Consider the following 25,934-nt stretch of genomic DNA (forward strand, 5'->3'; position numbering starts at 1 on the left):
GCCGCGATTTCTAATCGCCAGGTAAAATTGATGTTGGTAGTAGCTAGTTTTTTATCTTTAAAACTAGCTGTTTTTGCTGCCAATCATTTCTCCCATTGCTACTAAAATTTTGCGATCGCCTACGTAAGGATTCCGACCGTGTGCTGCTAACATATTGTCGAGCATTAGCACATCTCCTTGCTGCCAAGGAAAACTAATTTTAGCTTGCTCATAAACTGCTCCCACTTCTTCCATGACAGAATCTTCAATAGGAGAACCATCTCCGTAATAAACATTACGTGGTAGATTTTCCTCACCAAATACTGACAGCATTGATTCGCGGATATCTAAATCTAGACAGGAGATGTGGTGTAACTGAAGCTGATTAAAAAACACCCATTCTCCAGTTTTAGGATGTTTAGCGATCGCTGGTCGTAATTTGCGAGTTTTTAAGCTATTATCTCCCCGCCACTCGAAATCAATATCTGCTTGTCGGCAATAATCTTCAAGAACTTTTGTATCAGTGGTGCGAAAGAACTCTTGCCAACTAACATCTAAACCTTCAGTGTAGTTGCGGACATACATTAATTGCTTTTGCTCGAATTTTTCTCGCAATTTTGGATCGAGAATTTGGTACATTTGCCGACAGTCAATAATTGGTGTTTCTCCGCCTTCTTGAGCAGGTTGTACGCAGAAAAACCAAATTTTTAGCGGCCATCGGTGTAAATGAGAACTTTCATTATGAAACAAGATCGCGCGATCGGATGGGTAAGGAGTAGAACCGTAAACTTTACCACTAGCAACTTGCCGAGGTAAATCGCCATACTCGGTAAACAACTGTGGACAAATCGCTAAGGCAAGATTTTCAAAGTCCACTACTGAGTTAAGATTAAAGCCTCGAAACAGAATTGCTCCGTGTTTTAACAAGTTTGTTTCGATAACTTCCCGATCGCTTTTTGCCCAGTCAGCTAAGTCAAGTTGAGCAACATTAGGTTGGATAACTAAGGGAAATGTTTGCTCTGGATTGAGGTAATCTGTTTTGATTAATTGTCCTTGAGGTAAACTTGTAGCTTTGGGTTTGGCGTGAATAAATTTTTTGAACTTACTCTCCTCGCGTTTAACTGCTTCCGCAAGTTGTTTTTCCTTTTCAGTGTTCATCGGCATTTCCAGCGTATTGATTCCCGCGTCAGGCTGCCCTACAATGCTATTAAGCAGCGCCTCTAAATCATTTGACAAGTTCGCAATCGCTTGAGGGTGGAAAATATCGGAATTATACTTCCATTTACCGAAAATTCCTTGCTTGGTTTCTTCCATAAATAAAACTAAATCAAACTTCGCCTTTCCGGTATCAAACTCCAAGGGAGTCAGAGTTAAATCGGAAAATTTCCAAGCAGGCATCGGGGCATTTTGGAGGACAAATAACACCTGAAATAGAGGTGTTGTACTCGCACTGCGATCCGGCTGCAAAGCTTCTACTAATTTGGCGAAGGGTAAGTCTTGATGAGCATAAGCATCTAACGCAACTTGGCGCACTCGTCGCAACAATTCCCGAAAACTAGGGTTGCCAGACAAGTTGGTACGCAAAACTAAGAGGTTGACAAAAAAACCGATTAAAGATTCAGTTTCAGTTCGGTTGCGATTAGCAACATCCGTCCCAACTACAATATCATCTTGATTTGTGTAGCGGTACAATAGGGTCTGAAAAGCAGCCAGTAGTGTCATAAACAAGGTGACTTCCTCTTGTCGGGTCAAGGCTTTGATTTTTTCAGATAAGTTGGCGGGCAATACAAAGAAATCGCTTGTATTTTTCTCTGGTAATATTGGTAATTTTGCCGCTACTTTTTTGAGATTAAAAACTGGAGGAGCGCCGACTAACTGTTGCTGCCAATAAGATAACTGAGTTTGCAATACTTCTCCCTGTAACCATCGGTGCTGCCAGTCGGCAAAGTCGGCGTACTGAATTGGGAGTTCGGGCAATGGCGAAGGTTTATTGTTAGAAAAGGCTTCATAAAGCGTCGCTATTTCTCGGAGGAGTACGCCAGCAGACCAACCATCAAAAATAATGTGGTGCATTGCGAACAGTATCACGTATTCGGCTGGGCTTAATTGCAGCAATTTTGCTCGCAATAGTGGGCCTTGAGCTAAGTCAAAAGGCTGTTGAGCTTCAACTTCTGCTAGTCGTAAAACTTCAGTATTTCGATCTGTTTCCGGGAACTCTTGCAAGTCCAGCACAGGTAAATTTAAGGTCAAAGTTGGGGCAATAATGGCGATGGGTTTGCCATCTATGGCTGTAAAGGTAGTTCGCAAGATTTCGTGACGCTGCACGATTTCGTTGAGAGATTGTAAGAGTACCGCCACGCTGAGATTGCCAACAATCCGCACCGCCGCAGGAATGTTGTAAGCGGCGCTGTTTGGCTCTAATCGATCCAAAAACCACAGCCGTTGTTGAGCAAAGGAGAGGGGTAGATGGCGATCGCGTGCAACCGGTTCAATCGGCAGGATTTTCAAGCCAGCTTTTGCTTTCAGCGCCGTCTCAATGCGATCGCTCAACGAAGCAACAGTCGGCGACTCAAACAGCCAGCGCATCGCCACCTCCACCTGAAAAGCCGATCGCAGGCGGGAGATTACCTGAGTAGCCAGCAGTGAATGGCCGCCCAACTCGAAAAAGCTATCATATATTCCCAGTTGATCTAACCCTAAAATGTCAAGCCAGATGGCAGCTAACACTTCTTCTACAGGGGTGCGAGGCGCGACAAAAGCTTTTTCTAAATCAGGTCTAGCTGTATCCGGCGCTGGTAGAGCACGGCGGTCAACTTTGCCGTTGGGTGTCAAGGGTAAGGTTGCCAACATTACGAAAGCAGAGGGGATGGTGTAGTCTGGTAGTTTCTGTTTGATAAAGTTCCGCAGTTCAGTAATGGTAGGCGAACGTTTGTAGTCAGGGACGATGTAAGCAACTAAGCGCTTGTTGCCGGCTTCGTCTTCTCTCGCTAAAACTGCGATCGCATTTACTCCAGGATGTTGGTTCAAAACTGCTTCAATTTCTGCCAACTCAATGCGGAATCCTCGGATTTTCACCTGATGGTCAAGCCGGCCAAGATATTCAATGTTACCGTCGGGTCTGTAGCGAACGAGATCGCCGGTTTTGTAGAGCACGGACACGGGGGCGGGCACGGGGGGGGCGGGCACGGGGGCACCGCCCCTACAAGGCGATCCTTTTGAATCAATCAAAGGGTTGGGAATGAATTTTTCAGCAGTTAGATCGGGACGGTTGAGGTAGCCTCTAGCTAGTCCCTCACCACCGATGTGCAGTTCGCCTGCAACACCGATGGGGACGGGTTGGAGATGGCGATCAAGAATATAAACTTGGGTATTAGCGATCGCGCGTCCAATCGAAATCGGTTTATCCTCAGAGTTAACTGGGTGAATCATCGACCAAATCGTAGTTTCTGTAGGGCCGTACAAATTCCACACAGCAGAGCCTTTTTGGTACAATTGACCAGCCAATTTCGGAGAGAGAGCTTCACCGCCACAGAGGATTTTTAATTGTTTGTTACCTTGCCATCCAGCGTCATGCAACATCTGCCAAGTCGCCGGCGTTGCTTGCATAAATGTAGCGCCAGATTTAACCAGTTGTTCTGCTAAAAGAGTTCCTGAAGCAGCGACTTCCCGGCTGGCTACAACGGTGCAAGCGCCTGTAATAATTGGTAAGAAAAGTTCTAAGCCTGCAATGTCAAAAGACAAAGTAGTGACCGATAGAAGAATATCTCGCTCTGTCACTTCCAAAGAATGGCGCATCGAAGTGAGAAAGTTGACGACAGCGCGGTGCGGAATTTGAACGCCTTTAGGCTTCCCAGTTGAACCGGAAGTATAGATTGTGTAAGCCAAGTGAGAAGAGTTGGTCTCGCTAATCGAGTTGAAATCGTTCTCACAAGCGATAGTTTCCCAGTCAGCGTCTAGATAGACGATCGCCAAATGTGAGATGGCAGTCAAATGATTCAATGCGGCTAAATGCTTCTGAGTCAGCAACACCTTAACTTGAGCGTCTTCTAGCATGAAAGCTAGGCGCTCTTGGGGATAGGCGGGATCTAAGGGAACGTAAGCACCGCCAGCTTTGAGAACAGCCAGCACTGCTACTAACATTGAGAGCGATCGCTCTAGGCAGATGGCAACAAGTAAATCGGGGCCAACGCCCAATTTTCGCAGGCGATACGCTAACTGATTCGATCGCCGATTTAGTTCCTGATAGCTGAGGTGCGTATCCTCAAAGATTACCGCAGTCGCATCGGGCGATCGCTCCACCTGTTCCTCAAACAGTTGATGGATGCACCTATCTTTTGGGTAATCTTTGTGAGTGTTATTCCATTCCACCAATAGTTGATGCAATTCTGCTGCTGTCAACAACGGCATCTCCGCTAAGCGCTGATTTTGATTAGCCGCCATACCTTCGAGCACAGTCTGAAAATGCCCTAACATCCGAGCGATCGCAGCAGCATCAAAACGGCGGGTATCGTAAGCAATCTCCAGCTTTAACTCCGAACCTGGCTCTACCAAAACCGTCAGCGGATAGTTCGTTTTTTCATAAGTCCGATAATTGCTAGCCCCAATGCTGGCGCTCAATTGCCATCTAGAAGCATCCATCGGATAGTTATTAAAGACCAGAATGCTCTCAAATAAAGGCTGACCGCTAGGAATCTCACTCACTTGATGGATTTGTACCAGCGTACTGTATTCGTACTGTCGCGCCTCCACTTGTTGAGATTGAAGTTGCTTCAACCAAGGCACAACAGAAAGATCGGGAAGCACTTGCACTCGCAGCGGTAGCGCATTCAGAAATAACCCCACCATAGATTCTACCCCCGCCAGTTCGGCCGGCCGGCCAGAGGTTGCCACTCCAAAAACAACATCTTCCTCACCGCTGTAGCGACTCAAAAGTAGCGCCCAAGCACCCTGGACGACGGCGTTTAAGGTAAGCTGATGCTGTCGCGCTAGGGATTGTAAGGCTGCTGTCGCAGTTGCCGACAGGGAGAGCCGCTGTTTATCATCTTCGCCCACCTTTGGCTGTAGGGGCGGTGCCCCCGTGCCCGCCCCCTCCGGCATCAGCGGCGTTGGCGCAGCGAATCCTTTGAGCTTTTGCCGCCAGAATATCTCAGTTTTAGAGAAGTCTTGCTCCTGCAACCAAGCAATATACTCTCTATAAGGTCGGGGTTGTTCCAAGTTTAAATCCCGATTTTGGGAGAAAACCTGATAGAAAGCGTGAACTTCTTTCCAAAGCAAAGACCAAGACCAGCCATCAAGTAGGATGTGATGGTGGCTGCGGACAAATTGATAGGTATCGTCAGCCAGCCGGATTAAGGCTAAACGCATTAGCGGTGCTTGGGAAAGTTCAAAACCCCGATCGCGATCGCTTTTCAAGAAAACTTCTAACCGCTGTTGTTGCTCGATCGCAGATAGTTTCCGCCAGTCTTCCTGGGCGATCGGCAAATTAACTTGTCGGTACACTACTTGATAGGGTCGATCGAGATCCTGCCAATAAAAAGCAGTCCGCAAAATTGGATGCCGTTCCACAACTTTCTGCCAAGCACTCTTAAAGGCTGCGACATCAAGATTGCCTTGCAAAGTGCAGCTTAGCTGCTCGAAATACACCCCCGAATTTGGGGCAGCAAGCGTGTGGAAAAGCAGGCCGTGCTGCATCGGTGAAAGTTCGTAAATATCTTCAATATTTTCGCCGTTCATTAATAATTCCTCCGATCGACTTGAGTGACTTGAGCGAGTAACTTACTAAAATCTTTGTGGCTGATTTTGGCTGCGGGAAAGTCTGAAGGCGTGTAGCCATCGGCATCTTGTGACTGGCCGCCGGCGATGAGTTCCCGTGCAGCTTCCAGAAAAGCCTGAGCCAAGTTCAGGACTGTATCGCGCTGGTGTACGTTCTCGCTGTACGTCCACTCCAGACACATTTGACCGCCAGTAACAAAGGCGGATATCTGTAGGAGGTGGGCGCGAGTACCGCGCGGACTGCGATCGCCAACCTTAAACTCGCGGTTAAGCTTAAACAGAGAAGATTGAGGCAAACTATCTTCAAACTGACCGAGATAAAGGAAAACTACTTCTGCTTGGGGAAGCGCTGCCAATTTCGAGGCGATTGCCGAATCCCCGCTCAAGTAGCGCAGCGCCCCGTAGCCAATACCCTCATTAGGAATCCGTCGCAGTTGTTCCTTAACCGCCTTCAGCGTCTCTACTGGACTGTCAGATTCCCCTAACTCCAAAACTACCGGAGCCATAGTAGTAAACCAGCCCACAGTCCGCGATAAATCAACGCCTTCAAAAATTACCTCCCGGCCGCGCCCTTCCAAATCGAGCACCAGCGACGGTATCCCTGTCCAGCGGGCAAAAGCCTTTACCACAGCAGCCAGCAGCACGTCTTGAACCTGAGCGCGGTAAACTGTTGGCACTTCCTGCAAAAGTGCCTGAGTCTCTGCGGCGCTGAGCACCGCTGACACCGTTTGAGCCGAGGCGACAGTATTCGCACCACCCGCATAGTCCACCGGCAAGGAGAATACTTGAGTGCGGTCTGCCAGCCAGTAGTCCAACTCTGCTTGTAATTTTTCTGACTGAACCCAGTTTTTTAATTGTTCTGCCCATTGTTTAAAGGCAGTTGTCTTAAGCGGAAGTTGAACCGCTTTACCCTGCGCGAGTTGCTGATAAAACGTCTGAAAATCTTCGAGCAAAATTCGCCAAGATGCAGCATCTACGGCTAGATGATGGATAACAATTAGTAGGAGATTGGGCCGACTCGCACCTCGATCGAACAAACCAACCCGCACCAGGGGCCCAGTTGTCAAATTTAAGCTGGCTTGCAATTCTGCTACGGCTGTTTCTAGAGCGAATTTTTGGTCAATTGCTGATAACGATGACAGATCCCTTCGCGTTAATTCCACAACTAAATCATCAGCGCAACTGATTTGTTGCCAACCTGATTCAGAGCGCGTAAATCTCAGGCGGAGGGCATCATGGTGGTTCAGTAATTGCTGAAAAGTCTGCTCTAACAAACTTGGATCGAGAGGTTGGATCGCCTCCAACAAAACTGACTGATTCCAGTGATGCGGATCGGGCTGATTTTGTGCAAAAAACCAGTGCTGAATTGGTGTTAGAGGCAGTGCTCCAGTTACTAAACCTTGTTCGGCTTGACTGATATTTGTGCCGGCGACTGCTGCTAACTCCGCGATCGTTTGGCGCTCGAAAATTAGTTTGCTACTCAGTTGAATACCAGCTTTACTCGCTCTAGCAATCAACTGAATGCTGAGAACTGAATCCCCGCCCAACTCAAAAAAGTTATCGTGAATGCCCACTGCTTCAATACCAAGTAATTTTTGCCAGATGTCGGCAAGTGTTTGCTCAATTTGATTTGTGGGAGCAACATAATTATTGTTGAGTTGAGGTCGCGGATGAGTTGGTTGAGAGCGGCGATAATTCTCTACTTTTTCTAGGAAACTAGATACTGTAGACGGAGCATTTTCATACTCAATTCGGGCTTGAAAATCTTCCGGTGACACTATTACTTGCGGCAGAGAATTGCCAAGTATGCGATTAAAAGCATTAACACCTTCCTCAGATGACATTCCTTCTTTTAAGGCTGTTTTTGTTTCGAGATTAAGTCGGCGCAATGTGTCTACTGACATCCCCACTTCTCGCCAAGTACCCCAGTTAATAGATACGGTGAAAGTACCATTTCTGGAATTATTTTTGCGAGCGAAAGCATCAAGAAAAGCATTAGCCGCGCAATAGTCTACCCGTCCAGGGCCGCCTAAAAGCGATCGGCATGACGAACAGAGTACAAAAAAATCTAGCTGGCTTTCTTTAAAGATTGCCTCTAGGACTTGCGTTCCTTTAATTTTAGATGCAAAACTATTTGCTACCATCTCTGGTGTTTGCCTTTGAATTAATCCGCCGCCAGCAATTCCTGCTGCATGAATTACACCCTTAATCTCGCCAAAATGCTCAACTGCTTGCGCGATCGCAGACCGCATTTCTTCTTCATTGGCAACATCAGCACTGCAAACTAAAACTTCAGCACCTAATTCTTCTAATGCCTGCACTTTGCGAATTTTGTGGCTAATCTTATCATCATTATTGTGAGTAATTAGCCATTGTTTCCACTCTGCTCGATCGGGAATAGTAGAACGCCCGATCAAAATTAGTTTTGCCCGTACCGCCTTAGCAAGATATTCTGCTAGCGCTCCGCCAATGCCTCCAAGTCCACCCGATATTAGATAAACTCCGCCTTCCCTTAACCGCGCTTTCTCAATGTTTGTTTCCTCAAAGCGGACTGATTCAAAAGTTTGTACCCAGCGATGTTTGCCCCGATAAGCAATACATAAACCGTGTGATTTTGCAAGAAATTCTTCTAAAATTTGTTCTATTAATTGACAATTACTAACAGAAAATTTTGCACTTTTTCCGTCTGTATTCTCTGCGCCTATTGGCTTGGTTTTAAATTCATTTTGCCTAAGTATTATTGTCCCTTCTATTCCAGACTTTGGACGAGAAGGAATAACAATATCAACAGTACAACAAGTGATATTCGGATATTCTTGGGGAATAACTTTGCACGGCCCTAAAACAGTGACTTGTTCAGGAAATAATTCCTCATCTCCGGTCACGTCGTGTATGTTACTTGTGACGACTAAGAAATCGACCGGATTGCTAATTTCGTGTTTTTCTAAAGCTTGTGCTAGGAATAGTAGGCTGTAAAAACCTAAATTTTTAGTTGCTTCAATCCGCGTTTGCTCATCAGGTGCGATGCTCCAAAAATGGGCAATATGCCAAGAGCACTTTGCGATCGCCTTTGACCTCTGGTGCTGCGCCTGGATTTCTGCAAGTAAAGTGTCGTAGTCATCCCGCCGTTGAGGATTAATGGCGTAGGCGCGATCGCCCAAAATAGTAAACTCTTTGCCAGCAGTTATAGTCAGGACTTTTTTGCCCTCAACTTCCAAGCGTTTGACAACTTCGGCTCCGATCCCGCCAGCATCAATAAAAACTAGCCAGCATGATTTTTGTTCTGATTCCGGCGCAATAGATCGCCCTCTCTGAGGCAGAGGAGAACGCTTCCAAGAAGGTAGATAAAACCAATCTGCAAGATCCGGCTTTTTCTCTAACTTAGTTTGCAGATCGCTGTCATTTCCGCCTTTCAAATAGGGTTCGATCCAGTAACGTTGACGCTCAAATGGATAAGTCGGTAGGGGGATGCGGGAGCGCTGTTCGTGGGTATAAAAACTCGGCCAGTCAATCTCAACTCCTGTTAGCCACAATCGGCCTAGCGCCTTCAGCAAGAATGCGATATCTGATTGTTGCTCATTTGGGTGGCGCATGGAAGTTACGATCGCGCGATCACGCACTTGATGCTGTTGAGCGCAGGTACTCAAAACCCGTCCTGGCCCGACTTCCAGCAGAATTCGCTCTGGCTCTTGCAGCAGTTCAGCAATGCCATCACTAAAGCGTACTGTTTGCCGCAGATGTTGTACCCAATAATTCTGATCGGTGGCTTCATTGACTGCGATCCAAGTGCCGGTAACGTTGGAAATAAAAGGAATTTGGGGCGGTGTCAGTTTGACTTTTTTTACTTCCTCTGCGAACAGTTCCAAAATGGGATCGGTCATCTGGGAATGAAAGGCATGAGAGGTATGCAAGCGCCGGCAGTCTACACCGCGCTCTGCTAAACGATTTTCTAGGCCATTGACAGCACCGAAGGAACCTGAAACTACGCAGGAAGACGGCGCATTGCTGGCAGCTAGAGATAGTTCTGCATTGAGTAGCGATCGCACTTCTGCCTCTGGAAGCGAAATAGACAGCATCGCACCAGCGGGTAGTTGCTGCATCAGCCGGCCTCGAATTGCTACCAGTTCCAGCGCGGATTCCAAGGAAAACACCCCCGCAAGACAGGCGGCTACATACTCGCCGATGCTGTGACCGATCGCAGCCACTGGCTGCACCCCCCAGGCTATCCACAATTGAGCCAAGGCGTATTCAATTACAAACAAAGCCGGCTGAGCAAGATAAGTTTGTTTAAGCTGTTCAGCAGCCGTTTCTGCTTCTGCTTCAGTGGGATAAAGCAGCGATCGCAAATCGAAATTGAGGTGAGGTTTAAGCAGTTCCGAACAGCGATCGATTTGTTGGCGAAATATTGATTCGGTTTGATAAAGTTCCCGACCCATGTTGATATACTGAACTCCTTGACCGGGAAACATAAACGCGATCGCGCGGTTGCACGGTTCTTGGTAGTGCGTCAAAACTTGTTGCGGTTCCAGGGTTTCCAGCGTTTTCACTGCACCATCGACGTTCTGGCAAATAGCGATTCGGCGGTGGTTAAAAGTTCGCCGGCCAATTTGTAGGGTGTAAGCGACATCAGCGAGAGTGCGATCGGGCTTTTGTTTGAGGTACAAAGTGAGATTAGCTGTAGCTGCATCCAGCGCCGATTCCGTTTTGGCAGAAAGTACCAACAACTGCCAAGGGCGGGAAACTTCGGAAACTTCGACTGTGGGCGCTTCTTTGAGAATAACGTGAGCATTTGTGCCACCAATGCCAAAGGAACTGACACCGGCCAGGCGCGATCGCTCTGCTTTCCACTCGGATAGAGAACTGTTGACGTAGAAGGGGCTGTTAGCAAAATCAATTTCGGGATTCGGCTGTTGGAAATGTAAGCTGGGTGGTATCTGCTTGTGTTTGAGAGCCAGAACTGTTTTCATTAAGCCAGCAACGCCTGCTGCTGCGCCTAGATGTCCGATATTAGTTTTGACTGAACCAATCGCACAAAAGCCTTTTTTGTTGGTACGAAGTGAGAAAGCTTGCGTCAGAGCGGCAATTTCCACCGGATCGCCTAAAGCAGTGCCGGTGCCGTGAGCTTCGATGTAACTAATGGCTTCAGGATCGATACCTGCTATGGCTTGAGCTTCTGCGATCGCTTTCGCTTGACCCTCAACGCTAGGGGCTGTATAACCAATTTTTAAAGAGCCGTCATTATTGATAGCAGAACCCATGATGGTTGCATGAATGCGATCGCCAGCTTCTAAAGCATCTTTTAATCGCTTTAAAACTACAATTCCGACACCGCTACCGCCAACAGTTCCCCTAGCTTTGGCATCAAAAGCTCGGCAATGTCCATCGGGAGATAAAATTCCCTCTTCTTGATATAAATAGCCTGCTTTCTGCGGTACAGAAACGGAAACACCGCCGGCCAATACCATATCGCATTCGCCAAATAATAAGCTTTGACAAGCTAAGTGGACTGCAACTAATGAAGTGGAACAAGCAGTTTGAATGGTGATGCCCGATCCTTGGAGGTTTAATTTATAGGCGGCTCGTGTAGTCAGCAAATCCTGATGATTGCCGAATTTAATTCGATCGAGTCCAACTGTGGCTAACAAGTCAGGGTTAGCAAAAAGATTGAACAATAAGTAGGTGTTGACACTTGCACCTGCATAAATACCAATTCGACCTTGATAAGTGTCAGTATTGTAGCCGGCATTTTCCAGAGCTTCCCAAGCAGACTCTAAGAAAATCCGGGATTGCGGGTCCATAATTTCTGCTTCTCTGGGAGAGTAGCCGAAGAATGAAGCATCAAAGGATTCTATGTCTTCGAGTACGGCTGTTGCTTTAACGTAATTGGGATTTTTCAGCAGATTTTTGTCTATATTTTGCAGTTCTGCATCTGAAAAGAATGAGATTGATTCAACACCATTTTGCAAATTTTGCCAAAATTCATCGAGGTTTCTGGCTTGGGGGAAACGGCCCGCCATGCCAACGATCGCTATTTCATTAATATTGTCAATTGTTTCTAAGTTTGTCATTTTGTTCAATTGTTTCTAGGTTGGTAATTTTGTTTTAACCGCAGATTAGCGTAGATATTTTCTAGATTGCCTTTGTTGTTTGATTAATTCTTTGCGAAGTTCGGCTCTTGCTTGGCTTTTATCGTCGAAAGCTGGCTGTAAATGTGGGTCTTGATTTAGATATTTAGCTAGAGAGTTGATAGTGGGATACTTGAAAATTTCAGTGATTGAAATAGTCTGGTTAAAAACTCCTTGCAACTTACTATAAAGTTGGACGATGAGTAATGAATGACCGCCAAGATCGAAGAAGTTGTCGTGGATGCCAACGCGATCGAGGTGAAGCATTTCTTGCCAGATCGTCGCGATCGCGCGTTCTATTTCTGTCTGGGGTGCGACGTAAGCGGCTGCTAGTTCTGGGCGCAGACAATCGGGAACCGGGAGCGATCGCCGATCTACCTTGCCGTTGGCTGTTAGCGGTAAACTTTTCAACAGCACAAAGGCTGAGGGCATCATATATTCGGGCAAACGCTGTCGCAGAAAGCTTTGCAGGTCATTCGTAGCTGGGGATGCACAGCGATCGCTATCAAGGACGACGTAAGCAACTAGACGCTGGTTGCCCGGTTCATCCTCTCTAAGTGAGGCGATCGCCTGTCTCACTTGTGGATGTTGACTCAGCACTGTCTCAATTTCTCCTAACTCAATACGGAAGCCGCGAATTTTTACTTGGTGGTCAACTCGCCCCAAAAATTCTAGATTGCCGTCGGGTAAGTAGCGAACCGAGTCCCCAGTTTTATACAACCGCTCTCCGCTGACAAAGGGGTTAGCAATGAACCGTTCTGCTTGTTCTGCGGCCCGGTTCAGATAGCCCCGCGCTAAGCCTGCTCCGCCGATGTATAACTCACCTGGTACACCGATGGGTACGGGTTGGCGATGCCGATCTAGCACATAGGTGTAGCAATTGGGCAACGCGCGTCCCAGGGGCACCGTCTGGGAATGCCTGCTCTGGACTGTAAAGGTTGTTGTACCTACAGTGGTTTCTGTCGGCCCGTAGTGATTGAGGATGCGACAGTTTGGCGCGTGCTGCTGGATCTGGCAAATCAATTCCCAATTAGCGGCTTCACCGCCTAGAACTAAGCACTTGCGGGGTAAAATTTGTTCTGGAGGGGCAGCGGCGAGGAGGGCGGCGAGGTGAGAAGGCACAATTTTGAGGCAGTCGATCGCATGGCGGTTAAAGTATTCTGCGAGGGCGGCGGGGTCATTTGTGCGCTCGGAGGATACTATGTGCAAGCATCCTCCGGTACATAGAGAGGGAAAGATCGCTGTGTTGCCCAAGTCAGCGGCGAAGGTGGAAACAGTCGCGAAACTAGCGCCTGTTGGCAGTTCTAGTTTTTCGCAAATGCCGTTGAGGTAGTTGAGGAGTTGCCGATGTTCGACGGCTACGCCTTTGGGTTTACCAGTGGAGCCGGAAGTGAATAGCACATATACTAAGTTCTTGGTTGTTACTTCGCTGTTGGGATTTCGATCGGGAAGCTTGGCGATCGCATCCCAATCTGCGTCAAGACAGATTACTTGCGGCGGGCGATCGCTTAGGTTGGCGGCGAGATGTGTTTGGGTAAGCAACACTGGCGATCGCGCATCCTGCCACCGGAAAGCTAAGCTGGCGGATGGTAAGGCGGGATCTAGGGGTAGGTACGCGCCACCGGCTTTGAGGATAGCCAGCAAGCCAACGATCGCATCTAGGGAGCGATCGGTGTACAGCGCTACCACAACGTCTGGCCCTACGCCCAGTTTTTGCAAGCGATCAGCTAAACAATTAGCTTTTTTGTTTAACTCCTGGTAAGTTAGTTGCTGATTCTCAAAGACAATAGCAATGCGATCGGGTGTTTGTTCTACCTGTTGTTCAAATAGTTGGTGGATACATTGGTCATCTGGGAATTTAGGATTGGAGACTGGCGATTGGTTAAACTCGACTAGAATTTGATGGCGATCGCGATCGCTCAAAATTTCTAACTCGCTAATGGGAGTTTCTGGTTCCCTAACCGTGCTTTCTAATAAAGTCTGAAATTGCCCTGCTAAGCGCGAGATATCCTCGATCTGAAATAAGCTTGAATCGTAGTGGAACTCTGCATTTAGCAAGTCATTTTGCTGAATGCAGGAAAGTTTAACTTTGAATGGCTCCAAACAAAAGTATTGCTTGTCAATAGAAACAGATAAATTTACATCTGAACGCTTTGCCAACTGTTCCTCAAATTCAAAACAAATGGGAAAGAATAACTCCCGATTTTTTTCAGTTAATTCTGTTCCTTGTTCCCAAGTAAAAGACTCTTGCCATTTGAAAGCTTCGCGTACCGACTCGCTAACTTGCTTCAGGTTCTCAGAGAATTTAAGTTTTTCTTCAAAATGACTGTAAACAGGTAAATATTTGGCAAATAATCCTAAAGCTGACTCCAACTGTTCATAATTGCGACCCTCGCAATATGTGCCAACAACAATATCGGAATTACCAGTGAGCCGCCATAGTAAAACTAGCCAGCAAGTCAGAATAAATACAGCCGTTGAAATATTATGTTTTTGGGCAACACTTTCAATTTTAGCTACAACTTTAATATCGAGTTTTACGGCAATAAATTCCGGCTTAAATTCTACCTTTAACTCTGACTTTTTCTCATTAGGTAAGGATAAATCTACAAACTTTAACAGATTATTTTTGCGCCAATACTCTCTACCTATTTCTGCATCTGCTCCTTCAAAAAGTTCGTTTTGCCATTCCGCAATATCCGCATACTGCAAGGGTTGGTCACATAATTCTTTGCCGTGCAAATTTGAGTCATAAAAACGGCTGATTTCATGCACAAAATTTTTAACAGTAGCCCGATCTGCAACCAAGGCAGGCATTCCAACCAGTAACAGGTGCAAATCTTGGGAAAGAATAACCAGACAAATATCTAAAACAAAGCCACGCTCTAAGTCAAAAAGCCGACTGCTTACTTCAGCAAAAAGCGCCTCAACTTGAGCTGCTTGTAATTCAGGATCTTTACCACTTAAGTTGTAGTAAATAATCTTCGGCACGCTCTGATTATTGATGATTTGTAGCGGGAGTATCATTCCCTGTAAACATTGAAAGTTCGTGCGGAGAATTTCATAGTTACTGACAAGATTTTGCAAAGCTAATTCTAAGACTTTCAGATTGAGATTGCCTGCAATTTTAACAGCGAAAGTAGCGCGATAAGGTTGGTTAGATGCAGATTGCTGCAACATCCAAAGGCGCTTCTGCTGCGGTGAAATCCGAAATCCTTCTAGAAACTGTTCTTGCATATTTTTTACTCCATCCATCGCGTTTTTTTTACTGAGCTATAAAAGGTTCTGCCATCCCAACTACAACCTTCCGCAAGCCGGAAAAAGGCATTCTTCCATGAGCAGCTAGCATATTATCTAGCATTAATACATCTCCATCTTGCCAAGGGAAAATAACTGCTTCCTGCTGATACAATTCGCGAATTTCATCTAGCACATATTTTTCAATTTCAGAGCCATCACCATAATAAGCATTGCGCGGCAAATATTCCTCTGGAAGTGCTGAAAGCAGTATTTGACTTATCTCCTGTTCTAAACTCGATACATGGAATAAATGAGCTTGATTGAACCACACTTTTTCACCTGTTTTAGGATGTGTAGCAACAGCTTGACAGACTTGGCGAGTTCTTAAATAATTGTTGTCTTTCCACTCAAATTCAATGCCAGCTTTTCGGCAATAATTCTCTACTTCTAATTTGTTCTCTGTCTGAAAAACATTTTGCCATGTTAAGTCAAATTGAGTATCATAATTTCGGACATACATAACCTGTTTTTCTATGAACTGCTCTTTGATTTTTTCATCTAGGCGCTGAAAAACTTTTCTGCTGTCAGCAATAGGCGTTTCTCCACCTGTTTCTGCTGACTTAATGCAGAAAAACCCTATCTTCATCGGCCAACTGCGAGAGTAGGCCATTTCGTTGTGCAAAGGAATAGATCGATCGGCTGGATATTCAGTTGAAGTATAGATTTTGCCACCAACTTGACTGCGTGGTGTTGAACGGTAAGAATAGTCTAGTAACTCGCCAGAAATCGCGCTGACTAACTGCTCGAATTCGGTTATTTCCCTGATGTCAAAATTCCGAAATAAAATACCACCATGTTGCCATAACCATGTCTCAATTTGTTGGCGATTATTTGCCGCCCAATCAACTAACTTTAGACCTTCTACGACAGGTTGAACTACTAATGGCAGTGGCTGTTTAGCCTGAAATAAATCAGTTTTAACTAGCTTAGTCTCCGATAGCTTGACTGTTTTTCGTGTTGCGCTGATTAGCGGGATGCTATTTGTTGTTTTCGACTCTATGTTAGTCATATATTTGTTGCTTAACTTATTTCTTGAATAGCCTTTGTAACTGCATTACGCTGGATATTTCCGAGCTTTTGCCGACGTGCTTCCTGAAATTCTTTTTCTTTCGACAACTGCTGTCGTTCTTCTGCGATCGCCAATGTTTGTGCTAGTGCATCTAAATGAATATCTGGCTGTTCAACAACTCGATTGAGTAGAATTTCAAATAGCTCTGCCATACGCGCGATCGTTGCTGCTTCAAACAAGTCAGTTTTGTATTCAAAAAAGCCTTTAATTCCCTCCGGTGTTTCCGTTAAATCCAGCTTTAAATCATTGCGGGCTTCCCCAATATCGAGTTCTGAAAGAGTCAAAGTCACCCCCGGAAGTTTTAAGGCGGGAACAGGTGAATTTTGGAGAACAAACCAAACTGGAAACAAAAGAGGATGACCTAGATTTCGTTCTGGCTGCATTTCTTGCACTAGCTTCTCAAAGGGCAAATCTTGGTGGGCGTAAGCGCCTAAACACAGCTCTCGCACTCGCTGTAAAATTTCCCGAAAACTCGGATTTCCTGATAAATTAGTCCGCAAAACCAGGGTATTAACTAAGAATCCAATCAACCCTTCTGTTTCAGCTCGATTCCGATTGGCAATAGGCGAACCGACCACAATATCTACTTGACCTTTATAGCGGAAAAGCAGCGCTTTAAAAGCCGCTAATAAAGTCATAAATAGCGTGACACTTTCTTGCTGAGAGAGTGTTTTAAGTGCATCAGTTAAAGTTGTGGAGAGTGCTAATAATTGTTTGGCACTGCGTGTTGTTTGGTTAGCAGATCGCGGTCGATCTGTGGGTAATTCTAGGATGGGAGGAGTGCTACCTAATTGCTGCTTCCAGTAAGCTAGTTGTGTTTCTATAATTTCCCCTTGTAACCACTGCCTTTGCCAAATTGCAAAGTCAGCATATTGGATCGGAAGTTCTGGCAGTGGTGAAGGTTGATTCTGAGAAAAAGCATTGTAAAGTGTGGCAATTTCTCGGATCAATACTCCGGCTGACCAACCATCAGAAATAATGTGATGAATAACAAATAGTAGCAGATGTTCTCTAGCGCCTAATTGTAATATCTTCGCTCGCATTAAGGGGCCAGTAGCTAAGTCAAAAAGCTGTTGACACTCCTCAGTTACTAAGCGTTGAACTTCGCGATCGCGCGTAGTTTCTGGTAATTCGCGCAGGTTTACTACAGGCAGATTTATTGCTAGCGCAGGGGCGATGTCTTGAACGGGTTGACCCTCTACTATTTTGAAAGTAGTACGCAGGATTTCGTGACGCAACACGATTTCATTGAATGTTTGCTCAAGCGCTGCTAGATCGATCGCACCCGTAAGGTGCACAGATACGGGTATGTTATAACAAACGCTTTCGGGATCTAACTGGTGAAGAAACCACAGTCGTTGCTGAGCAAAGGACACGGGTGCATGGCCGATTTTGGAACGGCGAGGAATAGTTGGCGATGAGTGCGTTTCTATTTTAAATTTACCGCTCAACCGCTGTCGGAGAAGAGTTTGTTTTGCTGGTGAAAACTGAGACTGTCGCTGTAAAATTTCGTCTTTTTTACTATCCATGATGCCGTTTTCTAGTGAGGGTTATATGAAAAAAATCACGAGTAAAAATGCTGTACTTTAATGTACTTCAATCGAGCGCCTGTACTTTCATATAATCAGGTGGGGGCTGAATCCGCGTTAGATTATTTTCCAAAATTACAAAATTACCTCTGCTTTCAACTTCCTTAAAACCTGCAAACTTATAAGTGATATACATCATGCGATTTCTCTCAGTTGAAACAAATTCAGCTAACAAGCGAACGTTACGATCTTTAGCAAGGCTTGTAATATAATTAAGAAAGACTGCGCCTACACCTCTGGACATAACGCGACAAGACATTAGCAATAGTTTTAGCCTCCATATATACTCGTTACATTCCACAAGTGCTAGCCCGATTTTTCCATAACTTCCATATTTGTCATCCAAGCCTGCAATTAGTAGTTTGTGCTGGTTCGAGAGCCGAAATTGATTGAGTTCATTGTAAGAGTAGGTGTAACCAGTTGCATTCAGTTGGTTTGTCCGTATTGTTAATTCTTCGGCTCGTTGCAAATCCTCTTCTTTTGCATAGGAAATAGTCAAGGTCATATTGAGAGTAGCTAAAAACTCTTCTTGAGGGCCGACAAATTCTTTTTCGGCATTTTGGCGTTCTAGATCGTTGATATACATTAGCCTTCTCAGTTGTGAATCTTCTGTAATAAAACGGGGGTTCATTTCCGGCATATCTAGCAGAAAATCCAGTTTTGCTGCATCAAGACATAACACTTCTGGCAGTGAAAACTTGACTTCTTCTAGCTCAAATTGCCGATCGTCAATAAAGGCGATCGCGTCGATACTAATATTAAGCGATTTAGCGATTTCCTTAATTGAAGTAGCCTTGGAATTCCAGTTAATTTGGGGATATAAAAAATACTCGTCTAATCCCATCTCTCGCAGTTTTGCCATTGCTAGACTGCGTTCGTTCTTGCTAGCAATAGATTGTAAAATGCCTCGACTGTCTAAGGTGGTGATAATGCGGGCTGCATGGCTGTGCAGGGAAATTTTGTCATTTTCTAAGAGGATACCATTCCAGAGAGTATTATCGAGATCCCAAACTAAACATTTGATGGTTTTTTGATTTTGTTCTTGGCTCTCTATTCGTTCAGATGTTAGGTTAATCATAGGTTGATGTCCTTACCATTAAATTTTGATGCTTAACGTTGTTTTATGCTAATATTCCGTACTCTTGATAACCCAATTCAGCGATAGTAATTTGTTGAATTTGGGTACTTCCTTCGATAATTTCCATAATTTTTGCGTCTCGGAAATACCGTTCCACAGGATAGTCGCGACTGCAACCATTGCCCCCATGAATCTGTACGGCATCGCTGGCTACTTTAACTGCCATTGTGGAGGCAAAGTATTTAGCAATTGAGGTTTGTGAAATCGATTGTGGATCGCCAATTTCTTGAAGATAGCCAGCTTGATAGCACAATAATCTGGCTGCTTTTATATTAGCTATAGCTTCAGAAATCATTTGTCTAATTATCTGGTGTTCTCTCAGATAAACGCCAAATTGTTGGCGGTAGCAGGTGTATTGAATGCAAGCTTCTAAGCAAGCTTGAGCAATGCCTACACAGCCCCATGCTACGCTATATCTGCCACGATCTAGGGCAGAAGAAGCGACATGAGAGAAACCAAAACCCTGTCTACCAACGAGATTTTCCTGGGGAATCTGGCAGTCATCTAGGTGCAGTTCTGCTAGCATGGAAGCTCTCGTTCCCAACATTCCCACAATGGGTTTTATCAATAGTCCCGGTCTATTTTTTTCAACCAAGAAAGCAGTAGGTTTGCCTTCACACTGGGTAAAAACTAAGAATAAATCGGCAACTTGTCCGTAGGTAATCCATTTTTTTTTCCCATTTAATATGTAGAAATTACCTGAAAGAGTTGCAGTTGTTTCTACACTTTTAGCGTCGCTACCGGCGTTAGGTTCGCTGAGTGCAAAAGCTGCGATCGCTTCACCTGATACTAGCTTGGGTATCCACTGTTCTTTTTGATACTGAGTTCCCCACTTGCAAAGAACGTGAGCAACCATGTTGTGAACTGTTAGCAAACTCCGCAATGAAGAACAACCGCGCCCAATTTCTTCGTTAAGCAGGCCATAGGCGATCGCATCCATGCCGCTACCGCCGTTCTTTGCGGGTATGGCAGCACCCAAAAAGCCTCGCAGAGCTAGCTTTTTAATCAGTTCTGGGGGAGTATACTCTTCGCGATCGCACTGGCTAGCATAAGGTATTATTTCCTCGTTCACGAAGGCTCTAAATTCAGATTTAGCCTCTTGTTGTTTTGTAGTTAATTCTAGTTTCATTTCATCCCCTAACTCAATTGCTTGTTAGCACAGTAGTTTTGCGTTCGATTAGATTAACCAGAGCATTGATGCTATTGAAATTCTCAATTTCCAAATCTTCATTTTCAATGGAAATCTTAAACTCTTGTTCTACAAATAAAATCAGTTGCATTGCAAACATTGAGTTAACAAATCCCAATCCAAAAATATCTTCATTGTCCTGCAAATCGTAGTTACCGAAAACCCGCGCCAAGAATGCTTTGATTTTTGCTCGATGTTCTTTCATGTTAAATAATTCACTGATAAACGTAGAAACCTTGTTTGCTTTTCCGACCGTATAACCCCGCCTCTACCATCTGCTTTAACAAGGGACACGGCCTATATTTGCTATCTTTGAAGCTTTCATACAAAACTTCGATAGACAGTAAAATTGTATCTAATCCGATCAAATCTGCCGTTTCTAGCGGCCCCATTTTGTGACCAAAACAAGTTTTGAAAATTTTATCCACGTCTGACGCTGAAGCTACTCGCTCTTGCAATAAGAAAATCGCTTCGTTAATTGTTAACATCAACACGCGGTTAGAAACAAACCCAGGTGAATCGTTGACAATAATACATTCTTTGCCCATTTGGGCTAAAAAACTTTTGGCGATTTCAATTGTTGCGTCGGAGGTGTGATACCCGCGAATCACTTCTACCATTGATTTCATTGGTACTGGGTTCATAAAGTGCATCCCAATCACATTTTTAGCTCGTTTAGTTGCTGAAGCAATGCGGGTAATGGGAATGGCAGATGTATTCGCGGCAAAAACAGTTTTCTCTGGACAAATGGCATCTAACTGTGCGTACACCTCCTTTTTAATATCCCATTTTTCGGTGACATTTTCAACCACAAAATCTGCACGATCTAGCAATTTGAAATTAGTTGAAAATGTAATCCTTTTTAAGATGTCATCGGGAGGTAAAAGTTTTTTTTGTTTGTTAAAAAGACCTTGAAAGCGAATATTCTCCTTAATTTCCTGTTCGGCGCGTTCTAGAATATTTTCAGAAATATCTAGTAAAATCGTCTGATAACCAGTTTGGGCGAGGTTTTGCGAAACCCCGACTCCCATAACGCCTGCTCCAATAACACCGACTATTTGAATGTTCATAATTGATGGTTTATCCTTGGTAATTTCAGATGAAGTCGATCTTTTAGAACTTATGTAAGTAATGCGTAATATCCTATTTATCCAACTAAGACAAGCTTTTTAGCTTCCTCTTCTGTTAATTCTTCTAACTCTGCTACAATTGTTTCCTCGATCGCTAAGCCTAATTCCGCTACCGTAGGTGCTGCAAATAGGGAGCGGATAGAAAGTTCAATTTGAAATAATTTGCGAATTTGGGAAAGTAATTGAATACCAATTAGAGAATTTCCTCCCATTTCAAAGAAGTTGTCATGGATGCCAACTTGCCTAATTCCTAATAGTTCTTGGTAGATATCGGCAATTGTCTGCTCGATTTCATTACTAGGAGCAATGTAGGCATTTCGCAAGTTGGGGCGATCGAAATTCTGAATACTTGACTCGGCAATTTTCGAGCTTCCCTGTTGCTGTTCGGTTGCTTTCTCCACAGAAGTTAATACTTGTTTTTGTGGCTCAATCCAATAACGCTGGCGCTCAAATGGATAGGTGGGTAAAGGGATGCGATACCGACGTTCGGAAGCATAAAAACCTTGCCAATCTATCTGGACTCCCGCTAGCCAAAGTTGACCTAATGTATTGAGCAAAAATGCTACATCGGATTGCGGATCGCAGGAATTTCGCAGCGTTGGTAGCACAGTCCAATCGGCGGTTAAATCCTTCGGCTTACATTGCACAGCCAAGCTGCTTAATGTCTGTCCGGGGCCAACTTCTAACAGAATTAAATTCTGTTTTTTCCATAACTCTTGAACTCCATTTGCAAATAGCACCGGCTGGCATAAATGCTTTGCCCAATAACTCGGATCGGTGGCTTCACTAGCCGTAATCCAAGTTCCCGTAACGTTGGATAAATAGGGAATTTTTGGCGGCTGGAGATTGAAGGTTTTAACTAACTCGATAAAGGGGAGCGCGATCGCATCCATCATCTGAGAATGAAAGGCGTGAGAAGTTGGAATCGGCCGGCAAGCTAAACCGCTTTCAGTTAACTGGCGTTCCAGTCGATCCACAGCATCAGGATCGCCTGCGATCGCGCACAGGGAAGGCCCGTTAACCGCTGACAAGGAAAGGTCTTTTCCTAAAAGCGGTCGCACTTCTGCTTCTGAAAGCGGAACTGCCAGCATTTTCCCGGCCGGTAAACTTTGTATCATCAAGGCTCTTTTGGCAACGAGAGCGATCGCATCTTCCAGAGAAAATACTCCCGCCAGACAGGCGGCCACATATTCGCCGATGCTGTAGCCGATCGCAGCCACAGGGAGGATTCCCCAGGAGATCGACAACTGAGCCAAAGCGTACTCGATCGCGAAAATAGCCGGCTGAGTGAGAAAGGTTTGATTCAGTTTTTCAGCAGCAGGATCGGGCTGTTCTTGGCTGCGACCGAGCATTTTTCGCAGGTCGAGGCGGGATTTTGGCGCTGCATCTATCTCCGGCTGACTGGGATAAAGTATCGATCGCAAATCGAGATCGAGGTAAGCTTGGAAAAGCTGACAGCAGCGATCGAGGTGTTCTCGAAATACCGGCTCTACTTGGTAAAGTTCGCGAGCCATATTGGGGTAATGAGTTCCCAGGCCCGGAAACATAAAGGCGACAGTGCGATCGCCGGCCTCGCGGTACAAAGTGAGAACTCGTTTCGGATCGGAAAGCGCGATCGCAGCATCTTGAATGTCTTTGCAAACAACAACTCGCCTGCGATCAAAAACTCGGCGGCCAACTTGCAGAGTGTAAGCAACATCAGCCAAATTGAGATCGGGATTTTGTTTGAGGCGATCGCTTAGATTGACTGTAGCCGCATCCAGTGCCGATCGCGTTTTGGCAGATAGTACCAACAACTGCCAAGGGCGAGAAGGCCCTGAAATTTCGGCTGTTGGCGCTTCTTCCAAAATCGCATGGGCATTCGTACCACCAAGGCCAAAAGAACTAACTCCCGCGCGACGTGGAGTGCCGTTTGCGGGCCATTCCGACAGGGCGGTATTGACGTAGAAAGGGCTGTTAGCGAAATCAATTTCGGGATTGGGCTGCTGGAAGTGTAAGCTGGGCGGTATCTGCTTGTGTTTGAGAGCCAGAACAGTTTTGAGCAAGCCTGCGATCCCAGAAGCGACATCCAGATGTCCGATATTGGTCTTGACTGAACCGATCGCACAATGTGCAAGTGACGCGATCGCAGTTTTTTTCTGGGTGCTAACGCGAAACGCTTTTGTCAAGGCTTTAAATTCGATCGGATCGCCCAAAGCTGTTGCGGTTCCGTGAGTTTCCACATAAGTCACTGTTTCCGGCTCGATGTCAGCGATGGCAAAGGCCTCCGCGATCGCCCTTGCTTGCCCCTCCAAGCTGGGCGCTGTGTAACCAACTTTCCCAGAACCGTCGTTATTTATAGCCGAACTTTTGATCACAGCGTGAATGCAATCGCCATCTGCGATCGCCTCTTCTAACCGCTTCAAAACGACAATTCCTAAGCCGCCCCCCGGTACAGTTCCCCTCGCACCAGCATCAAAAGCACGACATTGACCATTAGGAGATAAAACCCCTCCTTCTTGATACAAATAGCCAGCTTTTTGTAAGGCATTTACCGTCACGCCACCGGCCAAAGCTAGATCGCATTGGTAACTTAATAAACTTTGACAAGCTAAGTGTACGGCAACTAATGATGTGGAACAATTGGTTTGAACGCTAATACTTGGCCCTCTTAAATTTAATTTATAAGAAGTGCGCGGAGCTAAATGATCTTTTTCGTTCCCAATCAGAGTTTGGTAATCAATTACAGTGCCTAGAAAACCACGATTTGCAGCTAAATTGAATAACAAATAGCTATTCCAACCTACACCCGCATAAACCCCAATCTGACCTCGATACCTTTCCGAATCATAGCCAGCATTTTCTAGAGCTGACCACGCCTCCTCCAAAAATAAGCGGTGTTGAGGATCTGTAATCGCTGCTTCTCTGGGATTAAAGCCGAAGAATGAAGCATCGAATAAATCAATGTCTTCTAATATAGCACCGGATTTGACGTGATTCGCACTGTGAAATAAACTAGGGTCAATCCCTGAAGAAATCAATTCTGCTTCACTAAGAATAGAGATTGACTCGACTCCCTCTCGCAGATTTTGCCAAAATTCATCAATATTTTTGGCTTGCGGAAAGCGGCCGGCCATGCCGATAATTGCAATCTCTTCTATCGACTTGTCTGTTTCTAAATTACTCATGAACCTTTCCCAGTTATACTGCATGAATTGCCTTCAAATAAGGGAAGGCTGAAGTAGTCAGTTTAAGCCGAAGTTTATTAACTTTCTGAAACTCTGTTTTTATGCCTTGGCGCTGAAAATTTTCCCGCATTGAAACTTCCCTATCGAAGGAATCGAGCATTTTTTTGACAGCAGGATCTAAGGAAGATTTGGGAAAATGGGAATTAGGCGAAAGTTTATATTTACCATTGCTTCCCATCAGATAACTTTGCTGCGTGGTACTGTTTTTTTCAAACTTAGTATCTAGAAACTCTTCACATATTTGTTGTTCCGACTTAAGCGGGCGATGCCTGCGGCTGGCTACGCCTACGCAGTCTTTGCGCTGGACATAAAACCATAGCATCGGCGATCTTTCAAGCTGCAAAAGGTTTGACAATTGCCAGCGACATAAATCGGGCAGCGAATCATAGCATTCTTGCAAGTCAGGTTCGCTAAATTCCGTATTCCAAGAAAAGGTATCATTCGCCATATCGAATATATTAATGCGAGGTGATACTAACTCTAAGCCACAGGTATTTGTTAATTCAGATAAAGATTCAACTGTATAGCTATGTTCCACAGGTTGAATCAAAGTATCTGCTAACTTAGATTCCGAGCCATCTTTGTATTCATTCAAGAAACTCGTCATTAAACTTTTCGTAGAAAATCCCCCATTAACCAATTTAAGCGCCAGCGCTAATTCTGACTCAAAATTTACCAAAGAATCTGTGCTTTTGCTCAAAATTCTCACGGCTTTTTGAAAGCTAGAGGTAATGATTCTGTGAAACCGATTGTAAACCATTAATTCCATAATTCCCTGCGGTTTCAGAGCAGTTGCTAATTTAGCTAAAGTTTCTTGAGGATTGGCATTGTGGTGGATTACCCCCGTACAAATTATATAGTCAAACTGCTCTTTGTAGGTAATTTGATTGAGGCTTTCTTGTTTGAGTTGCAAGTTAGAAATTCCTAACTCTTCAGCAGTTTGAGCTGTGAGTTCTAGCGATTGAGCTGACAAGTCAGACCCTAATACAGTAGCATTAGGAAATTTTAATGCGGTGAAAACTGCTTGATTAGTTCCACATCCCGCTACCCAAATTTTAGGGTTGTTAGGAAGAGTGTTATGCTGCCAGTTACCAAGGTCTTGATTGAGCATGATGGTCTCAAAATCTGGATCGGAGAGTCGATCGAGTTTTAAAGGTCGCCAAGGATAAGGAAATCTGCCATAGAATTGAGCATTTAAGTTATCTACTGACTCTGTTGATGTTGCGAGAACTAGATTTTCGTCATCAGTTTTAATCATGTTATCCTCAGAGGGGCTAGGGGCTAGGGGCTAGGGGCTAGGGGCTAGGGAAGAGGGAAGAGAGATTGATTTAGAGGACTTAGGTACTTCTGAACAGAAACCGGGTTTCTTTTTAGATATCTAGTTGAAAGTTAGGGATTTTTCTAAGAAACCCGGTT

At 45.0% G+C, this 25,934-nt stretch carries 11 protein-coding genes; all 11 read right to left on the minus strand.

The features are described from left to right. Positions 1 to 63 precede the first annotated feature (63 nt). Positions 64 to 5,712, minus strand: a complete 5,649-nt coding sequence (locus tag PY364_RS06410; protein WP_275521393.1) for a non-ribosomal peptide synthetase — start codon at positions 5,710 to 5,712, stop codon at positions 64 to 66. Continuing rightward, positions 5,712 to 11,819: a type I polyketide synthase gene (locus tag PY364_RS06415; RefSeq protein WP_275521394.1), complete on the minus strand. Its 6,108-nt coding sequence runs from the start codon at positions 11,817 to 11,819 to the stop codon at positions 5,712 to 5,714. Before PY364_RS06415 ends, PY364_RS06410 begins: the two co-directional genes overlap by 1 nt. Before the next feature lie 45 nt (positions 11,820 to 11,864). Beyond that, positions 11,865 to 15,113: an amino acid adenylation domain-containing protein gene (locus tag PY364_RS06420; RefSeq protein WP_275521396.1), complete on the minus strand. Its 3,249-nt coding sequence runs from the start codon at positions 15,111 to 15,113 to the stop codon at positions 11,865 to 11,867. A 28-nt stretch (positions 15,114 to 15,141) separates the two neighbouring features. Beyond that, entirely contained in the window at positions 15,142 to 16,185 is a 1,044-nt protein-coding gene (locus tag PY364_RS06425; RefSeq protein ID WP_275521397.1) for a TauD/TfdA family dioxygenase, read from the minus strand. 11 nt (positions 16,186 to 16,196) lie between these two features. After that, positions 16,197 to 17,774, minus strand: coding sequence for a condensation domain-containing protein (locus tag PY364_RS06430; protein WP_275521398.1), 1,578 nt, complete (start codon positions 17,772 to 17,774; stop codon positions 16,197 to 16,199). Between the two features lie 67 nt (positions 17,775 to 17,841). Continuing rightward, a complete protein-coding gene (locus PY364_RS06435; RefSeq protein ID WP_275521399.1) occupies positions 17,842 to 18,912 on the minus strand; it encodes an HAD-IIIC family phosphatase in 1,071 nt (356 codons plus the stop codon). A 43-nt stretch (positions 18,913 to 18,955) separates the two neighbouring features. Continuing rightward, the gene (locus tag PY364_RS06440; RefSeq protein WP_275521400.1) at positions 18,956 to 20,101 is read right to left on the minus strand and encodes an acyl-CoA dehydrogenase family protein; all 1,146 of its coding nucleotides are present in this window, start codon (positions 20,099 to 20,101) and stop codon (positions 18,956 to 18,958) included. 13 nt (positions 20,102 to 20,114) lie between these two features. Beyond that, entirely contained in the window at positions 20,115 to 20,366 is a 252-nt protein-coding gene (locus PY364_RS06445; protein ID WP_275521401.1) for an acyl carrier protein, read from the minus strand. A gap of 10 nt (positions 20,367 to 20,376) precedes the next feature. After that, entirely contained in the window at positions 20,377 to 21,231 is an 855-nt protein-coding gene (locus PY364_RS06450) for a 3-hydroxyacyl-CoA dehydrogenase NAD-binding domain-containing protein (protein ID WP_275521402.1), read from the minus strand. A 77-nt stretch (positions 21,232 to 21,308) separates the two neighbouring features. Then, on the minus strand, positions 21,309 to 24,458 hold the full coding sequence (locus PY364_RS06455; protein WP_275521403.1) for a type I polyketide synthase: 3,150 nt from the start codon (positions 24,456 to 24,458) through the stop codon (positions 21,309 to 21,311). Positions 24,459 to 24,471: 13 nt separating this feature from the next. Further along, positions 24,472 to 25,776: a class I SAM-dependent methyltransferase gene (locus PY364_RS06460; RefSeq protein ID WP_275521404.1), complete on the minus strand. Its 1,305-nt coding sequence runs from the start codon at positions 25,774 to 25,776 to the stop codon at positions 24,472 to 24,474. Positions 25,777 to 25,934 lie beyond the last annotated feature (158 nt).

Origin of the sequence: Kamptonema sp. UHCC 0994, from assembly GCF_029167235.1 — a bacterium.
Lineage (GTDB): Bacteria > Cyanobacteriota > Cyanobacteriia > Cyanobacteriales > Microcoleaceae > Kamptonema.

Coding starts and splice junctions, on each gene's coding strand:
- PY364_RS06435 (WP_275521399.1), bottom strand. CDS start 18,912: ATGATTAACCTAACATCTGAACGAATAGAGAGCCAAGAACAAAATCAA.
- PY364_RS06415 (WP_275521394.1), bottom strand. CDS start 11,819: ATGACAAACTTAGAAACAATTGACAATATTAATGAAATAGCGATCGTT.
- PY364_RS06450 (WP_275521402.1), bottom strand. CDS start 21,231: ATGAACATTCAAATAGTCGGTGTTATTGGAGCAGGCGTTATGGGAGTC.
- PY364_RS06425 (WP_275521397.1), bottom strand. CDS start 16,185: ATGACTAACATAGAGTCGAAAACAACAAATAGCATCCCGCTAATCAGC.
- PY364_RS06420 (WP_275521396.1), bottom strand. CDS start 15,113: ATGCAAGAACAGTTTCTAGAAGGATTTCGGATTTCACCGCAGCAGAAG.
- PY364_RS06440 (WP_275521400.1), bottom strand. CDS start 20,101: ATGAAACTAGAATTAACTACAAAACAACAAGAGGCTAAATCTGAATTT.
- PY364_RS06410 (WP_275521393.1), bottom strand. CDS start 5,712: ATGAACGGCGAAAATATTGAAGATATTTACGAACTTTCACCGATGCAG.
- PY364_RS06445 (WP_275521401.1), bottom strand. CDS start 20,366: ATGAAAGAACATCGAGCAAAAATCAAAGCATTCTTGGCGCGGGTTTTC.
- PY364_RS06430 (WP_275521398.1), bottom strand. CDS start 17,774: ATGGATAGTAAAAAAGACGAAATTTTACAGCGACAGTCTCAGTTTTCA.
- PY364_RS06455 (WP_275521403.1), bottom strand. CDS start 24,458: ATGAGTAATTTAGAAACAGACAAGTCGATAGAAGAGATTGCAATTATC.
- PY364_RS06460 (WP_275521404.1), bottom strand. CDS start 25,776: ATGATTAAAACTGATGACGAAAATCTAGTTCTCGCAACATCAACAGAG.